The sequence below is a fragment of the Pseudomonas sp. 43(2021) genome (assembly GCF_017490805.1).
In the GTDB taxonomy this organism is placed as follows: domain Bacteria; phylum Pseudomonadota; class Gammaproteobacteria; order Pseudomonadales; family Pseudomonadaceae; genus Aquipseudomonas.
The window spans coordinates 90052-106747 of sequence record NZ_JAFGYJ010000004.1; the positions used below are offsets into that span (position 1 = coordinate 90052).

A 16696-nucleotide genomic window follows, 5' to 3' on the forward strand; every position below is an offset into this window, starting at 1 on the left:
CAGCGTAAAGCATCCCGCAGCGAAAGCAACCAGACCAAAGCGTGGCCAGCGCTCATTCGATCCAGTACTTGGCACGGGCCACCTCCAGAAACGCCAGGATGTCCTCGTCGAGCCCCGGCACACCGGGGAAGCGCTGTGCAAGGCGGTCGATGACCGCTGCCACGCTGCGCTGGCCGTCCAGCAACTCGAGCACCCAGCCGGCACTGGCGTTGAGCTCGATGATGCCCTCGGGGTACAGCAGCACATGGCACGCCTGGTGCGGCTCCCAGCGCAGGCAGAAGCCTTTGCGCAAGGCCAGGGCTTGGTTGCGATCGATCAGGTTCACAAGGGGGTTTACGCTATAAAGACCCGGCCATCGCTACGATGGCCGGACAGGCATCAACGATTGGCGAAGTACATCGTCACTTCGAAGCCGATGCGCAGGTCGGTAAAGGCGGGTTTAGTCCACATGGGGCATTCCTCTTCTTGGTGCCGGGCGATTCCGGTAGAGGCATTAATGCACGAGGGGCGACGGGGCCGAATGCTACTTTGGGACAGGTTTGCGGGGTGCGTTGGTAGGGGTAATACGGAGCTGCTGTGGATTTGTGCATGGCAGTGCCGGCCTCTTCGCGGGCTCGCCCGCTCCCACAGGGACTGCACAAGTTTCAAGACCAGTGCAATACCTGTGGGAGCGGGCGAGCCCGCGAAGGCCGCGACGCGGTTTAGAAGAAGCCCAGCGGGTTGATGTCGTAGCTCACCAGCAGGTTCTTGGTCTGCTGGTAGTGATCGAGCATCATCTTGTGCGTCTCGCGGCCCACCCCGGACTTCTTGTAGCCACCGAACGCCGCATGCGCCGGGTACAGGTGGTAGCAGTTGGTCCACACACGCCCGGCCTTGATCCCACGGCCCATGCGATAGGCACGGTTGATGTCACGGGTCCACAACCCGGCACCCAGGCCAAACTCGCTGTCGTTGGCAATCGCCAGCGCTTCGGCTTCGTCCTTGAAGGTAGTCACGCCAACCACCGGGCCGAAGATTTCCTCCTGGAACACACGCATCTTGTTGTTGCCCTTGAGCAGGGTCGGCTGGATGTAGTAACCGCTGGCCAGGTCGCCGTCGAGCCGCTCGGCACCGCCACCGGTGAGCAGCTGCGCGCCCTCCTCCCGGGCAATCTGCAAGTAGGAAAGAATCTTGTCGTATTGCTGCTCCGAGGCCTGGGCACCGACCATGGTCGCGGTGTCCAGCGGGTTGCCACGGGTAATCCTGGCGATCTTCTTCATCACCTCGGCCATGAACGGCTCGTAGATCGACTCCTGGATCAGCGCCCGCGACGGGCAGGTGCACACTTCGCCCTGGTTGAAGAATGCCAGCACCAACCCTTCGGCAGCCTTTTCGATGAACTCAGGCTCGGCCTGCATGATGTCTTCGAAGAAGATGTTCGGCGACTTGCCGCCCAGTTCGACGGTGGACGGGATGATGTTCTCGGCCGCGCACTTCATGATATGCGAGCCCACCGGGGTGGAGCCGGTGAAAGCGATCTTGGCGATGCGCTTGCTGGTGGCCAGGGCCTCGCCGGCTTCGCGGCCAAAGCCCTGGACGATGTTCAGCACGCCTGCCGGTAGCAGGTCGGCGATCAGCTCGGCGAAAATGGTGATCGACAGTGGCGTCTGTTCCGCCGGCTTGAGCACCACGCAGTTGCCTGCGGCCAGGGCCGGGGCGAGTTTCCAGGCGGCCATCAGCAGCGGGAAGTTCCACGGGATGATCTGCCCGACCACGCCCAGCGGTTCGTGCATGTGGTAGGCCACAGTGCCTTCGTTGATCTCGGCGGCGCCGCCTTCCTGGGCGCGGATGCAGCCGGCGAAGTAGCGGAAGTGGTCCGCCGCCAGCGGCACGTCGGCATTGAGGGTTTCGCGCACGGCCTTGCCGTTGTCCCAGCTTTCGGTAACGGCCAGTACTTCCAGGTTCTGTTCGATACGGTCGGCGATCTTCAGCAGCACCAGGGCACGGTCCTGCACCGAGGTCTTGCCCCAGGCCTCGGCAGCGGCATGGGCGGCGTCCAGGGCCTGCTCGATGTCCTGGGCGCCAGAGCGCGGGAACTCGGCAATCGGCTGGCCGTTGACCGGCGAACTGTTGGTGAAGTACTGGCCGCCCAGCGGCTGCACGAACTCACCGTTGATGAAATTGCCGTAGCGTGGCTTGAAGGACACGATGGCGCCTGGGGTTCCGGGTTGTGCGTAGATCATGCTGAGCCTCTGTGGGTCGATGCCTGTCCAGCGACAGGCGATGAGCCGATGGTAAAAAGCCCCGCCTGCCGGGCGAATGCATCGTTGGCAGCGGGGCTCTCGTCATTTGGTAGTAGGGCCGCTTGCCGCAGGGTCCCTGGCAGCAAGCGGCAGGCTGTCGGCTTAGCGACTGGCGCTTGCCGTTTGCAGTTGCTTGGGCAGCTTGAAGGTCCAGAGCATGCCGCCCTGGTTGAAATCCTTGACCCGCTTGGCCACTTCGCCGCCCCACAGCGGCACCGCACCGCCCCAGCCGGAAACCACCGAAACGTACTGTTCGCCGTCCATTTCCCAGGTGACTGGCGAGCCGAGCACGCCGGAGCCGGTCTGGAACTCCCAGACCTTGTCGCCGGTCTTGGCGTTGAACGCCTGCAGGAAGCCTTCCGGCGTACCGGTGAACACCAGGTTGCCCTTGGTGGTCAGCACTCCGCCCCACAGCGGCGCATAGTTCTTGTGGCGCCACACTTCCTTGCCGCTGACCGGGTCGATGGCGCGCAGCACGCCGATGTAGTCTTCGTTGAGCGGCTTGATGGTGAAGCCGGCGCCGAGGAACGCCGCGCCCTTCTTGTAGGCGATGCCTTCGTTCCAGATGTCCATGCCCCACTCGTTGGAAGGCACGTAGAACAGCCCGGTGTCCTTGTTGTAGGCCATCGGCATCCAGTTCTTGGCACCGAGGAACGCCGGGGCGACGAACACCGAACTGCCCTTGGCCTCGCTACCCGGCGCCCCCGGCCGGCTGGCCTCGTTGTAGATCGGCCGGCCATCCTTGTCCAGGCCGGTGGCCCAGGTGATCTTGTCGACGAAGGGGAAGCCGCGGATGAACTTGCCGTTGGTGCGGTCCAGCACGTAGAAGAAGCCGTTGCGGTCGGCAGTGGCGGCGGCCTTGACCTCTTTGCCGCCGTCCTTGTAGTTGAACGAAATCAGCTCGTTGACGCCGTCGAAGTCCCAGCCGTCATGCGGCGTGCTCTGGAAGTGCCACTTGATGGTGCCATCGTCCGGGTTCAGGGCCAGGCGCGACGAGGAATACAGGTTGTCGCCCGGGCGCAGGTGCGAGTTCCACGGTGCCGGGTTGCCGGTGCCGAACAGGATCAGGTTGGTTTCCGGGTCGTAGTAACCGCCAAGCCATGGCGCCGCACCGCCGGTCTTCCACAGGTCGCCGGGCCAGGTCTTGCCCGCCTCGCCGCCGGAAATGCCATTCTCGATCGCCTTGCCGTCCTTGTACACGTAACCCATGTGCCCTTCCACGGTCGGGCGCATCCACAGCAGTTCGCCGTTTTCCGGGTTGTAGGCCTGGATCTTGCCCACCACGCCAAACTCGCCACCGGCGACGCCAGTGATCAGCTTGCCGTTGACGATCATCGGCGCAGCACTGATGGAGTAACCTTCCTTGTGGTCGGCCACCTTCTTGCTCCATACCACCTTGCCGGTGTCCTTGTTCAGCGCCACCAGCTTGGCGTCAAGGGTGCCGAAGAACACCAGGTCGCCGTACAGTGCCACGCCGCGGTTGATCACGTCACAGCACGGGCGAATGTCATCGGGCAGGCGCGCATCGTATTGCCACAGCTTCTTGCCGGTACGGGCGTCCACGGCGAACACCCGCGAGTAGGAGCCGGTCAGGTACATCACCCCATCCTTGACCAGCGGCTGGGCCTGCTGGCCGCGCTGCTTCTCGCCACCGAAGGAAAACGCCCAGACCGGCCGCAGGTCCTTGACGTTGTCGGTATTGAGCAGGTTCAGCGGGCTGTAGCGTTGGCCCTGCACGCCCAGGCCATTGGTCACGATCTGCTGCGGGTTCTTCGGGTCCTGGAGAATTTCTTCATTGCTGACAGCGGCGTGGGCCGCGCCGGCAAGCAGCATGGCGCTGAGCACCAGGCTCAAGGCGAACACGGGACGACGTGGGGATCGGGTCATGACGGCTACCTTTGGTTTTTTTGTTGTATCCGGGAAAACTTCCCGGTGTGTCGGGAATTCTTGGTCCCGACCTGCTTGCCAACAATTGCCCGCAGTGCGGAGTTTTCTAGTTCCTTGGTATGGGGCTTGGGATTTGGGTTGGTGCGCATATCGAGCGCCGCCCGCGCGGCGCATCGCGAGCAAGCTCGCTCCTACATTTGTTTCGGGCCAATTGATCCTGAGGCAGAGGCGCGCGGTCTCTTGGCGTTCACCTCGATATCGAGAGGGACAAGCAAGGCGGTCGCGCGCGTCGGCGCAGGCGTTACTGGCCCGAAACAGATGTAGGAGCGAGCTTGCTCGCGATGCGCCACGCGGGCGGCGCTCGATCTCGAAGGCGAAGAAAATCTCACGGCAAGCGCCGCAGCTGCTGGCGTTCGTAACGGGGATACAGGTGGCTGACACTGCGAATCAGCTCGTAACGGGTCAGGCTGATACCGGCAAACCGTTCGGGTATCGGGCTGCGGATCATCTCGGCCATGTCGTCGCCACGCGCCGCGCCGTCACGCATCAGCCCATCCAGCCAGCCCAGGTAGTCACGCATCTGGGCAAACGGCCGGGCATCGCTGGCCAGCGGGCCATGCCCGGGTACCAGCTGCTTCCAGGGCAGCGCTTGCAAGGTGTCCAGGTCCTTCAGCCACACCTCCAGCCCCGGGCTGTTGGGCGTGGTCAGCGCGCGCTCGTAAAACACCAGGTCACCGGCGAACAGCACGCCGGTGTTTTCATCCAGAATCGCCAGGTCGGCACCGGTGTGCCCGCCCAGCGCCAGCAGCCGCAGGCGGTGCCCGCCCACCTCATGAATACCCGGCTCCAGCACCCGGGTCGGCAGCACCACCTCGGTCCCGCGCATCCAGTCGCCGACCAGGCGGTACATGTTCTCGGCCATGGCCTCGCCCTGCTGGCGCAACAGCTCGCGGGTACCGGCCAGGGCGCCGATGGGTACATCGGCAAAGGCCTGGTTGCCCAGCACATGGTCAGGGTGATGATGGGTCAGCAGCACTTCGACAACCGGCTTGTCGGTGGTGGCGGCAATGGCCTGGCGCATGGCTTCGCCGTAGCGTTTCGACGGCCCACTGTCGATCACCACCACCCCGCTGTCGGTGACGATGAACGCGGTGTTGACGATATTGCCGCCGTTATCCTTGGCGAAATTGTCGGTGCTGCCCTCCAGCAGCCAGGTGCCCTCGGCGATCTGCCGGGGCTTGAGCCGATAGTCCAGGTCTGCCCAGGCCGGCAGGCCCAGGCACAGCAGCAATAGCAGAATGCAACGCATGACGGGCGCCTCGGGTCAGGAATGAAGTGGGGCAACGCGCTCAGGGCACCGCCGCCTCGAACTGGTTGCCGCTGTTGTCCTGCAACACCAACCGGGTCGGCCCGGGGCCCTGGATGTCGAAGCCCAGGTTGGGGTTTTCGCTGACCGCCGGGTACAGTTCCAGGCTGGCCAGGCGCTGGCCGTCAGCGTCCTGCAGCTCGGCATGGTTGAGGAAGAATTCGGGGATACCACTGACCAGGCCATTGTCCATCGGGTGGGCCACCTGCAGGCGCAGGCGGCTGCTGTCGCCGCGCGGGTAGCGCCCGCCCAGGACTTCGCCAAGGTGCTCCTCCCAGCCGGGCTGAGTGCGTACCACGCTGGGCGCGGTACAACCGCCACCGGCGGCATCGATCAGGGTCGAGCCGACATGCCACAGGCCGTCGCGCGTCAGCACCGCAGCACGCAGTGGCGTGGCCTGCTCGACGCGGATGCGGATCGACAACCAGGGCAGCACCCGCTCGCCGGGCTGGAAGTCGACAATGCGCGGCAGCGGGTTGAGTTCGGCCCAGGCGAGCATCCGCACCACCTCGCCACTGAACGCCCTAGCGTCGATCTCCAGCGGCACCTGGCGTGCGTCTTCGGCAAAGGGTGGCGCCAGCAGCTTGACCCGGTCATCGAAGACGAACGCGGCCTGGCCCAGCAGCTGCTTGTGGTAGAAGTCCCACATTACCGACGGTACCGGGTCCTTGTGGTTACTCGGCTCGCTGGCCAGGGCCTGTGCGGCCCAGGGCACCCAGCAGGCCAACAGGAAAGTCGCTCGCCAGTTCATCGCCCACTCCCATTAATCAACACGGATCTCACTGACTTTGCGCGGTCCCTGTGGGAGCGGGTTCACCCGCGAAGAATGCGACGCGGTATATGGCACCGGCTTCGCTGGTGTTCGCGGCGGTTCGACGCCTCGGTGAACCCGCTCCCACAGGGGGGATGTGTTGCCTTTAGAAACCCGCAAGCCTGCGCAGCTTGTTACTGGTACATCTCCGGCACCTGGTAACGCAGGCCGTAACTGGCATAAATCGCCTTCATCCGCCCATCACGAATCAGCGCCTCAAGCGCCTCCTCCACCGCATAGGCCAGCTGCCGGTTGCTTTCATGCACCGCCATGCCGATCTCCCAGGCCTGCTTGCCAAGGTTCGGGTAGGCGTTTTCCGCCAGTGCCAGTTGCGGGTCGGCGGCCTGGTGCAATTGCCAGTCAACCTCGCCGCGCATCGCCATCACCGCGTCCACCTGGCCGGCCTGCATGGCACCGAAGGCCTGCTGCACATTGGGGTAATGATGGGTTTTGGCACTCAGCATGCCGTTGAACACAGAAGTCAGGTAGAACGACGGCACGCTGTCCACCTCGACCCCGATCGGGTGCTGCCGGAACACCGCGACACTGGCCACCGAGGGCAGGCGGCGGCGATCGTAGGCGACCTGCCAGCGCTCCTCCTGATAGGGGCCGAACATCACCACCTGGGCGTTTTCCAACTCGCCCACCTCATTGCGCCTTTGCGCGTAGGCGTGGTCGTATGGCACGCGCATCATCAGGTCGGCCAGTTGCTGGTGACGCAGCGGGCTGCCGCGCCAGATGTAGTCGCGCAGATCGTCGTCGAGCTTTTCCCCCGGTGGCGCCCAGACCAGCTGCAAACGCACCCCCAACGCCGTGGCCAGGGCCTGCGCCAGTTCCACGTCGACACCGCGTGGCTGGCCGTGGTCCTCGAAGCTGTAGGGCGCGAAGTCCTTGTACACCGCCACCTTCAGTTCACCGGCGGCGATGATCGCGTCATAGCTGCGCACCTGTGCCTGCGCCGCCGCGCAACACAGCAGCAGGGTACTGAACAGCACCGCCAACAGGCGCATGGCCGTCACTCCTCGACGTGCACGCTGTCCAGGTAGGTGCGCACCGCCCACAGGGCTTCCTGGCTCAGGTAGTCGGCCATCTTCGGCATGTACACCCGGCCGTCGCGGACGGCGCCGTGGCGTACCCGCTCGACGAACCATTCATCCCCGGCCTCGCCGGCATCGAGCATGCGCAAATCCGGGGCGATACCGCCAGACTTGGCCTCCAGGCCATGGCAGGCGGCGCAGTTCTGGTTGTAGGCCGAGGCGCCGATTTCCACCGCCTTGTCGTGCTCGGGAGAGCTGCGGTACGGGTTGACCGCCGCCCAGCCATCGCCATCCAGGGCTACGCCGGCGTCCTTGATCGGGGTCAGGCCCTGGGTTTCCACGGCCTGGGGCACCACATTGCCATGTGCCCAGGCCGTGCCGGTCAGCACTGCACTGGCAAGCAGCCCGGCAGCCAGCAAGACGTTGCGTTTTGTTGTCATTCTTATGCCCTCACGATTGCACGCAAGGCCTCAACCACAGAGGCCGTGCCGCCATCTTAGAAACAGCCCGCAGGCGGCCGAATGCTGCTTTGGTGGCCGGGCCTTAATCCCTTGGTAGTAGGGCTTGTGGCGAAGGGCCAAATGAGGTGCCCCGCGGGAACTATTCCCGGCAAGGGCGGGACTTTTTCCGTATCCCGCAACGTCCGCCCCGCCCCACCCTGTGCAGGCCAAAACTTCCACTGGGAACTGCAACCATGACAACAAGAACGCTACCCGCCCTTTCCCCTCTGGCCCTGAGCGTGCGGGCCTTGCTGCTGGTCGGTAGCCTGGCCCTGAGCAACGCGGCCACGGCGGCCACCGCCCCAGCAGCACCTGCCAGCAAGAACGTGACCTGGGAAGACATCGCCAACGACCACCTGACCACCCAGGACGTGCTGCAGTACGGCATGGGCACCAACGCCCAGCGCTGGAGCCCGCTGGCCCAGGTCAATGACCAGAACGTGTTCAAGCTGACCCCGGCCTGGTCCTATTCCTTCGGCGACGAGAAGCAGCGCGGCCAGGAATCCCAGGCCATCGTCAGCGACGGCGTGGTCTACGTCACCGGCTCCTACTCGCGGGTGTTCGCCCTCGATGCCAAAACCGGCAAGCGCCTTTGGACCTACAACCACCGCCTGCCGGACAACATTCGCCCCTGCTGCGACGTGGTCAATCGCGGCGCGGCGATCTACGGCGACAAGATCTACTTCGGCACCCTGGACGCGCGGGTCATCGCCCTCGACAAGCGCACCGGCAAGGTGGTGTGGAACAAGAAGTTCGGCGACCACAGTGCCGGCTACACCATGACCGGCGCCCCGGTGCTGATCAAGGACAAGACCAGCGGCAAGGTGCTGCTGATCCACGGCAGCTCCGGCGATGAATTCGGCGTGGTCGGCCAACTGTTCGCCCGCGACCCGGAAACCGGCGAAGAAGTGTGGATGCGGCCCTTCGTCGAAGGCCACATGGGCCGCCTGAACGGCAAGGACAGCACCCCGACCGGTGACGTCAAAGCACCGTCCTGGCCGGACGACCCCACCACCGAAACCGGTAAGGTCGAAGCCTGGAGCCATGGCGGTGGCGCCCCTTGGCAAAGCGCCAGTTTCGACCCCGAGACCAATACCATCATTGTCGGCGCGGGCAACCCCGGCCCCTGGAACACCTGGGCGCGCACCTCGAAGGATGGCAACCCGCAGGACTTCGACAGCCTGTATACCTCAGGGCAGGTCGGCGTCGACCCGAGCACCGGCGAGGTGAAGTGGTTCTACCAGCACACGCCCAATGATGCCTGGGATTTCTCCGGCAACAACGAGCTGGTGCTGTTCGACTACAAGGGCAAGGATGGCAAGCAGGTCAAGGCCACCGCCCACGCCGACCGCAACGGTTTCTTCTATGTGGTGGACCGTAGCAACGGCAAACTGCAGAACGCCTTCCCCTTCGTAGACAACATCACCTGGGCCAGCCACATCGACCTCAAGACCGGGCGCCCGGTGGAGAACCCCGGGCAGCGCCCGGCCAAACCGCTGCCGGGCGAAACCAAGGGCAAGCCGGTGGAGGTCTCGCCACCGTTCCTTGGCGGCAAGAACTGGAACCCCATGGCCTACAGCCAGGACACCGGCCTGTTCTACATCCCCGGCAACCAGTGGAAGGAGGAGTACTGGACCGAGGAAGTGAACTACAAAAAGGGTTCGGCCTACCTGGGCATGGGCTTCCGCATCAAGCGCATGTATGACGATCACGTCGGCACCCTCCGCGCCATGGACCCGACCACCGGCAAGCTGGTGTGGGAGCACAAGGAGCACCTGCCGCTGTGGGCCGGCGTGCTGGCGACCAAGGGCAACCTGGTGTTCACCGGCACCGGCGACGGTTTCTTCAAGGCCTTCGACGCCAAAACGGGCAAGGAGCTGTGGAAGTTCCAGACCGGCAGCGGCATCGTCTCGCCGCCGATCACCTGGGAGCAGGACGGCGAGCAGTACATCGGCGTGACCGTGGGCTACGGCGGTGCGGTGCCGCTGTGGGGCGGCGACATGGCCGAGCTGACCAAGCCGGTAGCCCAGGGCGGTTCGTTCTGGGTGTTCAAGATCCCCAGCTGGGACAACAAGACTGCACAGCGTTGACCTGCAGCGGGGAGCGGGCCTGCGCCCCTCCCCGCTTCTGCCTTTCTCCTGCCAGGAGCCTTTCACCATGAACTACCTGCCACTTGCCTTGCTGATCGTGCTATCCCCTGCCATGGCCGACAATGCCGACGACGCTGGCACCGATACCCCCCTGACAATCAATGGTTGCGTGATTGCCGAAGCCAGCCAGTGTCCGGGGGCCGACCTGCGTGGTGCCAACCTGGCCAACCAGGACCTGCGCAAGATGAACCTGGCCGGCGCCGACCTGCGCGATGCCGACCTGCGCCATGCCCGGCTGGACCTGGCCAACCTGGAAAAGGCACGCCTGCAGGGCGCCAATCTGACCCGCGCCAGCCTGCAGCAGAGCAACCTGCGCCTGGCCGACCTGAGCCATGGCCGGCTGGTGGCGATTCAGGGCTGGGGCCTGTTTGCCCAGGGTGCGCAATTTGCCAAGGCCGACCTCAGCGCGGCCTACCTGCAGTTGGCCAGGTTGTCAGGGGCGAAGATGCACCAGGCCAACCTGCGGGCAGCGGACCTGGAAATGGCCTGGCTGAGCAAGGCTGACCTGCAAGGGGCCGACCTTGGCGATGCCAACCTGCAGGAGGCCAAGTTCGGCCAGAGCAACCTGGCCCGCGCCGACTTGCGTGGGGCGCGGCAGCATTACGGGAATTTTCAGGAGGCCAACATGGAAGGATGCAAGGGGTGCCCTGAGACCTGGGACAATTGAGCGCTGCCATTTTTGCAACCGCTCGGTTACCTGTGGGAGCGGGCATGCCCGCTGCCACAGGGTCCGGACCCGACCCATAAAGACCTCACCCCGCCACCCGCACCACCCCCAGATCAATCCCCAGGTGCACCAGCTCGGCATGGGAGCTGACCTGCAACTTGCTCTTGAGCACGGTCAGGTGGTTGGACACGGTCTTGGCGCTGATGCACAGCTGCTCGGCAATCCCCCGCACCGGTGTACCCTTGGCCAGCATCACGAAAATCTCCAGCTCACGCTGGGTCATGCGCTGCAGGCGCGGGTCACTGGCGTTCTGCTGTGAGGTACAGGCCAGCTGGGTGGCCAAAGGCTGTTCGATATAGGCATGCCCGGCCAACACCCGCTGCACCGCCTCGATCAGCACTTCGGGTGCCGAGTTCTTGGTCAGGTAACCCGAGGCCCCCGCGTCCAGTGCCTGGCGCACCAGCGGCAGCTCGTCATGCATGCTGAAGAACAGCACCCGCAGCTGCGGCAGGCGCTGACGCAGGCGCCGGGTGGTTTCCAGGCCGCTGATGCCTGGCAGGCCAAAGTCCATTATCATCAGGTTGGGCACTTGCTCCTGTACCCGGGCCAGCGCCTCTTCGCCACTGGCAGCCTCACGCACCTGTATTGTCGGCAGCACCGCCCGCAGCAGGCTGGCATAGCCCTGGCGGACCACGGCGTGGTCATCGACCAATACGATATTCATCACACCTCCATAGGAATGTTCAGGGCCAGCGCCCAGCCGGCACCCGGGCGGCTGAGGATGCGCAGTTCACCGCCCAGGCTGCGGGCGCGCTCGGCCATCGAGTGCAGGCCTACCCCGGGGCGCTGGGGCTGGCTCGCGCCACAACCGTTGTCGCGAACCAGCAGGCGCAAGCCCTTGGCGCTGCGTTGCAGGCGCACCCGCACCTGGCTGGCGCCGGCGTGTCGGGCGACGTTGGTCAACGCCTCCTGCAGCAAGCGATACAAATGCGTGCGGCTCGCCCCGGGCAGCACCGGCAGTTGCTCGCCGACCCGCAAGCGGCATTCGATACCCTGGCTGGCCTGCCATTGGCTCACCAGCAGGCCAAAGGCTTCGGCCAGCGGCATGTGTTGCAACGCCAGCGGATACAGGTCGTGTACCAAGGCGCGAAAACCCTGCTGCAGGCGTTCGCAATCGAGCTCCAGGGCACGTGTCGTCTGCGCCACCATGGTGGGCTGGTCGGCCACCATGCGCAGCAGGCAGAGTTGGGCGCGAATACCCGCCAGGTATTGCCCAAGGTCGTCGTGCAGGGTCTGCGCCAGCTGAGTGCGCTCCTGCTCCTGCACCGCCAGCAGGGCCTGGGTCAGTTGGGTATTGTCGGCCCGGGCCTGCTCCAGAGACGCGGTCATGCGGTTGAAGTGCTCCGCCAGCTGGCGCGCCTCCGGCAGGCCGGCCTCGCGCAGGCGAGTGGTCAATTGGCCGCCCGAGACCTGGCGCAAGGCCTGCAGCAGATCGTCCAGCAAGCCCATGCCCCGCCGCACCGCCCAGCGGATGGTCAACAAGCTCAGCAACAACGCCAGGCCGCACAGGACCAACAGCTGCTGCAGGGAGTCGCGGACCTCGTCGATTTCATCCCGGGCATCCACGGCGATCACTACCCGGCGGCCGTCACCCAGTTCCAGCAGCCGGCTGCTGCCGTGGCGCTGGCCAAGCAGTTGGCGGCCCAGCCAGGCATCCAGGCCGGCCTCTTGCGGCAGCCGCGCTGCCTCATCCGCCGCCAGCCAGTGCACCCGCACATGGCGCAGGCTTTGCGTCAGCCGTGGTTGCAGGCGCTGCGGGTCGCGCTCGGCGGTGTCGCCGAGGTACGCCACTACGGCCTCGGCCGACTGCAACTCCCGCTCCACATCAGCCACCGCCTGATGCAACAGCACCCCGGCACAAGCCAGCGTCACCAGCGCGAAGCAACACGTGACCCAGAGGTTGATCCGCCACAGGGCCGACAGGTTCACAAGGCGCATGGGCGGTTCTCCTCCGAGGGTGCTGCGGCCCATCGTAAAACCCGGGCCCGCGTGGCGAATTACTACCTTGGTACCGGCCGTGCGCTACTTTCTGCATATTTCCCCCTCCCGGCGGGCTTCCTATGCTGGCGCCATCTGCCGTGGAGTTGCTTTATGCGCCAGCCTGCCCACCTTGCCCTGACCTGCCTGCTGGCCCTGGCCGCGACGCTGCCGGCGCCCCCCGCACAGGCCAAGGTCGCTGAACCGCTGCAGGTGCGTATCGGCTACCTGGGCTATCGCCCCGATCCCGGCCCGCTGCTGTCCAACATCATCCCCGAGCCCGCCGATGCCGGGCTGCAGGGCGCCGAACTGGCCATTGTCGACAGCAACAGCAGCGGGCGCTTTCTCAAACAGGAATTCCAACTGGCCAAGGCCAGCGTCGACAGCCCCGAAGCCCTGCTGCAAGCCGCCAAGGCCCAGCATGACCAGGGCCTGCGACTGTTCGTGGTAAATGCCCCCGCCGCCAGCCTGCGCGCGCTGTCGGCCGCCCTGCCCGACAGCCTGCTGTTCAACGCCGGCAGCCCGGACGACAGCCTGCGCAGCAGCCAGTGCCTGGGCAATGTGCTGCACAGCCTGCCCGGCCGCGCCATGCTGGCCGATGCCCTGGCGCAGTTCCTGGTGCTGCGCAAGTGGCAGCGGGCGCTGTTGATCGTTGGCCAGACCGACGACGACCGGGCTTACGCGGCGGCCCTGCGCCGCTCCATGAAACGCTTTGGCATGCAGCTGGTGGCGGAGAAAGCCTGGACATTCGACAACGACCAGCGTCGCAGCGCCCAGGCCGACATGCCACTGTTCACGCAAACCGCCGAGTACGACGTGGTGCTGGTGGCCGACGAACGCGGCGACTTCGGCGAGTACCTGCCCTACCAGACCTGGTACCCGCGCCCGGTGGCCGGCACTCAGGGCCTGACCCCCACCGGCTGGCACAAGACCGTGGAAACCTTCGGCGCGGCGCAGTTGCAAAAGCGCTTCGAAGCCCAGGCCGGGCGCTGGATGAACGACCGCGACTTCGCCGCCTGGATGGCCGTGCGCAGCGTCGCCAGCGCAGTGAACAAACTGCGCCAGGCCGAGCCCCGTGCCCTGCAGCAACTGTTGCTCAGCGAGCAGTTGCCGCTGGACGGTTTCAAGGGCCGCAAGCTCAGCTACCGCCCGTGGAACGGCGAGCTGCGCCAACCGATCCCGCTGGTACAACCGCGGGCCCTGGTCAGCACCTCGCCGCAGGAGGGCTTCCTGCACCCGTTCAACGAAATGGACAGCCTGGGCTACGACAAGCCCGAAGTGACCTGCGGCTACCCCTGACCCGATAACCACAACAAAAAAGGATTTCGCCATGCGCCGCTCCCCGTTTCACCGGGCACTGCTTTACCCAAGCCTGCTGTCGGGCGCCCTGGCCCTTGCCGGCGGGCACGCCGTGGCCGCCACTGCCTGGGTGTCGAACGAGAAGGACAACAGCCTCAGCCTGATCGACATGCACACCCTGCAAGTCACCGAGACCCTGCCGGTGGGCCAGCGCCCGCGCGGCCTGCTGCTGTCCCACGACAACACGCTGCTGTACATCTGCGCCAGCGATTCGGACCGGGTGCAGGTGATGGACGTGGCCACCCGCAAGATCATCAAGGAACTGCCCTCCGGCAAGGACCCCGAGCAGTTCGCCCTGCACCCCAACGACCGCTGGCTGTACGTGTCCAACGAGGACGACGCGCTGGTGACGGTGATCGATACCCAGACCGACAAGGTGCTCGGGCAGATCGATGTCGGCATCGAGCCCGAAGGCATGGCGGTGAGCCCGGATGGCAAGTGGGCGGTCAACACCAGCGAGACCACCAACATGCTGCACTGGATCGATACCAGCACCCAGACCCTGGCGGAAAGCACCCCGGTGGACCAGCGGCCGCGCTTCGTCGAGTTCAGCCAGGACGGCTCGCGACTGTGGGCCTCGGCGGAAATCGGCGGCACGGTGACCATCCTCGATGTGGCCAGCCGCCAGGTGCTGAAAACCCTCAACTTCCAGATCAAGGGCGTGCACCCGGACAAGGTCCAGCCGGTGGGCATCAAGCTCAGCGCCGATGGCAAGTACGCATTCGTCGCCCTGGGCCCGGCCAACCATGTAGCAGTGGTCGACGCCAACACCTACGAAGTACTCGACTACCTGCTGGTGGGCCGGCGGGTCTGGCAGCTGGCGTTCACCCCGGACCAGAGCCAGTTGCTGGCCACCAACGGGGTCAGCGGCGACGTTTCGGTGATCGATGCAAAAAACCTCAAGGTGCTCAAGTCGGTGAAGGTCGGCCGCTACCCCTGGGGCGTGGTGGTGACGCCATGAATACCCTCGAAGTCAGTGACGTGAGCTTTGCCTACGGCCAGCGCGAGGCGCTCAGGCAGGTCGGCTTCAGCCTGGCGCCCGGGCGCTTCGCCGCCTTGCTGGGGCCCAACGGTGCCGGCAAGTCGACCTTGATCGCCCTGCTCACCCGGCTGTACGACCTGCAGCATGGCGACATCCGCGTGTGCGGCTGCTCGCTGCGCAACGCGGCGCGCCCGGCCTTGCGCCAGCTGGGCGTGGTGTTCCAGCAAAGCACCCTGGACCTGGACCTGAGCGTGGAGCAGAACCTGCGCTACCACGCTTCGCTACATGGCCTGTCGCGGCGCCAGGGCACTATTCGGGTCGATGCCGAACTGGCCCGCCAGGGCCTCGATGAGCGGCGGCGTGAGCCGGTTCGGGCGCTGAACATCGGCCATCGGCGCCGGGTGGAGATTGCCCGCGCACTGCTGCATGAACCGCGCTTGCTGTTGCTCGACGAGGCCAGCGTCGGCCTTGACCCGGCCAGCCGCCTGGCGCTCAACCAGCACCTGCGGCTGCTGTGCCGCGAGCAGCGCCTCAGTGTGCTGTGGACCACCCATTTGCTGGACGAAGTGCAGCCCAGCGACGACCTGCTGATTCTGCATCAGGGGCGCCTGGTGGCCAGCGGCACGGCCGATGCCCTGAGCCTGGAGCACGGCGGTGACCTCGACCATGCCTTTGCCCGCCTGACCAGCGCCCCCACAGGAGTCAATGCCCGATGAACGCTTACTGGCAGTGCTTCAACGGCATTCTCCTGCGCGAATGCCTGCGTTTCGTCTTGCAGCGCACACGCTTCCTCAGCGCCCTGGTGCGCCCGTTGCTGTGGTTGCTGGTGTTCGCCGCCGGCTTTCGCGCGGCCCTGGGCATTGCGATCATCGAGCCCTACGACACCTACATTCCCTACGAGGTGTACATCATCCCGGGCCTTGCCTGCATGATCCTGCTGTTCAACGGCATGCAGGGCTCGTTGTCGATGGTCTATGACCGGGAGATGGGCAGCATGCGCGTGCTGCTGACCAGCCCATTGCCGCGGCCATTCCTGCTCGGCAGCAAGCTGCTGGCGACCTCGTTGATTTCCCTGCTGCAGGTATACGCCTTCCTCGCCATCGCCTGGTTGTATGGCGTGCAACCACCGGCTGCGGGTCTGTTGCTGGCGCTGCCGGCGTTGTTGCTGGTGGCGCTGATGCTCAGCGCCCTGGGGCTGTTGCTGTCGAATGCGATTCGCCAGCTGGAGAACTTTGCCGGGGTGATGAACTTCGTGATATTCCCGCTGTTCTTCCTGTCCTCGGCGCTGTACCCGTTGTGGAAGATGCGCGAGGCAAGCCAGTGGCTGTATTGGCTGTGCGCCGTGAACCCGTTCACCCATGCCGTGGAACTGGTGCGCTTTGCCTTGTATGAACGCTTCAACCCGCTGGCGCTGGCGGTATGCCTGGGGCTGACCGTGTTGTTCACCCTGCTGGCGATCCTCACCTTCAACCCCCAGCATGCGGCGCTGCGCAAGCCGCGCTGAGCGGCAGCGATCCCTTGCTTAGCGCGAACCCTGCGGGCGCGCCCGCTCCCACAGGGTTGCGCGCACGGCCATCTACTACTTTAGTACTGCCTTTGCTGTCTGATCGTCGCATTC

The 16696-nt window shown here is 65.3% G+C and carries 16 protein-coding genes; 6 read left to right on the forward strand and 10 right to left on the reverse strand.

The window, feature by feature from the left end:
- Positions 1-52: 52 nt before the first annotated feature.
- From pqqD to pedF, 8 genes are all read right to left on the reverse strand, one after another.
- Entirely contained in the window at positions 53-325 is a 273-nt protein-coding gene (gene pqqD / locus J5M71_RS04755) for a pyrroloquinoline quinone biosynthesis peptide chaperone PqqD (RefSeq protein ID WP_207830305.1), read from the reverse strand.
- Positions 326-378: 53 nt separating this feature from the next.
- The gene (gene pqqA / locus J5M71_RS04760) at positions 379-450 is read right to left on the reverse strand and encodes a pyrroloquinoline quinone precursor peptide PqqA (RefSeq protein WP_003253598.1); all 72 of its coding nucleotides are present in this window, start codon (positions 448-450) and stop codon (positions 379-381) included.
- Positions 451-701: 251 nt separating this feature from the next.
- Positions 702-2222: an aldehyde dehydrogenase family protein gene (locus J5M71_RS04765; RefSeq protein WP_207830307.1), complete on the reverse strand. Its 1521-nt coding sequence runs from the start codon at positions 2220-2222 to the stop codon at positions 702-704.
- A gap of 162 nt (positions 2223-2384) precedes the next feature.
- Entirely contained in the window at positions 2385-4169 is a 1785-nt protein-coding gene (pedH, locus tag J5M71_RS04770; RefSeq protein WP_063913551.1) for a PQQ-dependent alcohol dehydrogenase PedH, read from the reverse strand.
- Positions 4170-4554: 385 nt separating this feature from the next.
- Positions 4555-5478, reverse strand: coding sequence for a quinoprotein relay system zinc metallohydrolase 1 (locus J5M71_RS04775; RefSeq protein ID WP_207830310.1), 924 nt, complete (start codon positions 5476-5478; stop codon positions 4555-4557).
- Between the two features lie 40 nt (positions 5479-5518).
- Positions 5519-6286, reverse strand: a complete 768-nt coding sequence (locus J5M71_RS04780) for a quinoprotein dehydrogenase-associated SoxYZ-like carrier (protein ID WP_207830313.1) — start codon at positions 6284-6286, stop codon at positions 5519-5521.
- A gap of 194 nt (positions 6287-6480) precedes the next feature.
- Complete coding sequence (locus J5M71_RS04785) at positions 6481-7356, reverse strand: transporter substrate-binding domain-containing protein (protein WP_207830316.1); 876 nt, start codon at positions 7354-7356, stop codon at positions 6481-6483.
- Between the two features lie 5 nt (positions 7357-7361).
- Positions 7362-7823 (reverse strand): cytochrome c-550 PedF, encoded by a 462-nt coding sequence (gene pedF / locus J5M71_RS04790; RefSeq protein WP_207830319.1) that lies wholly within the window; start codon positions 7821-7823, stop codon positions 7362-7364.
- Positions 7824-8077: 254 nt separating this feature from the next.
- Here pedF and exaA point away from each other — a divergent pair, with 254 nt between their 5' ends.
- Both exaA and J5M71_RS04800 read left to right on the forward strand, forming a co-directional pair.
- Positions 8078-9973: a quinoprotein ethanol dehydrogenase gene (gene exaA / locus J5M71_RS04795; protein WP_207830323.1), complete on the forward strand. Its 1896-nt coding sequence runs from the start codon at positions 8078-8080 to the stop codon at positions 9971-9973.
- A 67-nt stretch (positions 9974-10040) separates the two neighbouring features.
- Positions 10041-10700 (forward strand): pentapeptide repeat-containing protein, encoded by a 660-nt coding sequence (locus J5M71_RS04800; protein ID WP_207830327.1) that lies wholly within the window; start codon positions 10041-10043, stop codon positions 10698-10700.
- A gap of 85 nt (positions 10701-10785) precedes the next feature.
- On the opposite strand, the gene J5M71_RS04805 is transcribed toward J5M71_RS04800, so the two are convergent.
- The gene (locus tag J5M71_RS04805) at positions 10786-11424 is read right to left on the reverse strand and encodes a response regulator transcription factor (RefSeq protein ID WP_207830330.1); all 639 of its coding nucleotides are present in this window, start codon (positions 11422-11424) and stop codon (positions 10786-10788) included.
- The gene (locus tag J5M71_RS04810) at positions 11424-12698 is read right to left on the reverse strand and encodes a histidine kinase (protein ID WP_207830333.1); all 1275 of its coding nucleotides are present in this window, start codon (positions 12696-12698) and stop codon (positions 11424-11426) included. The genes J5M71_RS04805 and J5M71_RS04810 overlap by 1 nt, the downstream gene beginning before the upstream one ends.
- A 153-nt stretch (positions 12699-12851) precedes the next feature.
- On the opposite strand from J5M71_RS04810, the gene J5M71_RS04815 reads away from it, so the two are divergent.
- Genes J5M71_RS04815 through J5M71_RS04830 form a run of 4 tightly spaced genes read left to right on the forward strand, consistent with a single transcriptional unit; the run spans position 12852 to position 16582 of the window.
- The gene (locus J5M71_RS04815; RefSeq protein ID WP_207830336.1) at positions 12852-14036 is read left to right on the forward strand and encodes an ABC transporter substrate-binding protein; all 1185 of its coding nucleotides are present in this window, start codon (positions 12852-12854) and stop codon (positions 14034-14036) included.
- Between the two features lie 31 nt (positions 14037-14067).
- A complete protein-coding gene (locus J5M71_RS04820; protein WP_207830339.1) occupies positions 14068-15057 on the forward strand; it encodes a YVTN family beta-propeller repeat protein in 990 nt (329 codons plus the stop codon).
- Positions 15054-15794 carry an ABC transporter ATP-binding protein gene (locus J5M71_RS04825; protein WP_207830341.1) on the forward strand — a complete coding sequence of 247 codons (741 nt, stop codon included), beginning with the start codon at positions 15054-15056 and terminating at the stop codon, positions 15792-15794. Before J5M71_RS04820 ends, J5M71_RS04825 begins: the two co-directional genes overlap by 4 nt.
- Positions 15791-16582 (forward strand): ABC transporter permease, encoded by a 792-nt coding sequence (locus J5M71_RS04830; RefSeq protein WP_013972167.1) that lies wholly within the window; start codon positions 15791-15793, stop codon positions 16580-16582. Before J5M71_RS04825 ends, J5M71_RS04830 begins: the two co-directional genes overlap by 4 nt.
- Positions 16583-16696: the final 114 nt, after the last annotated feature.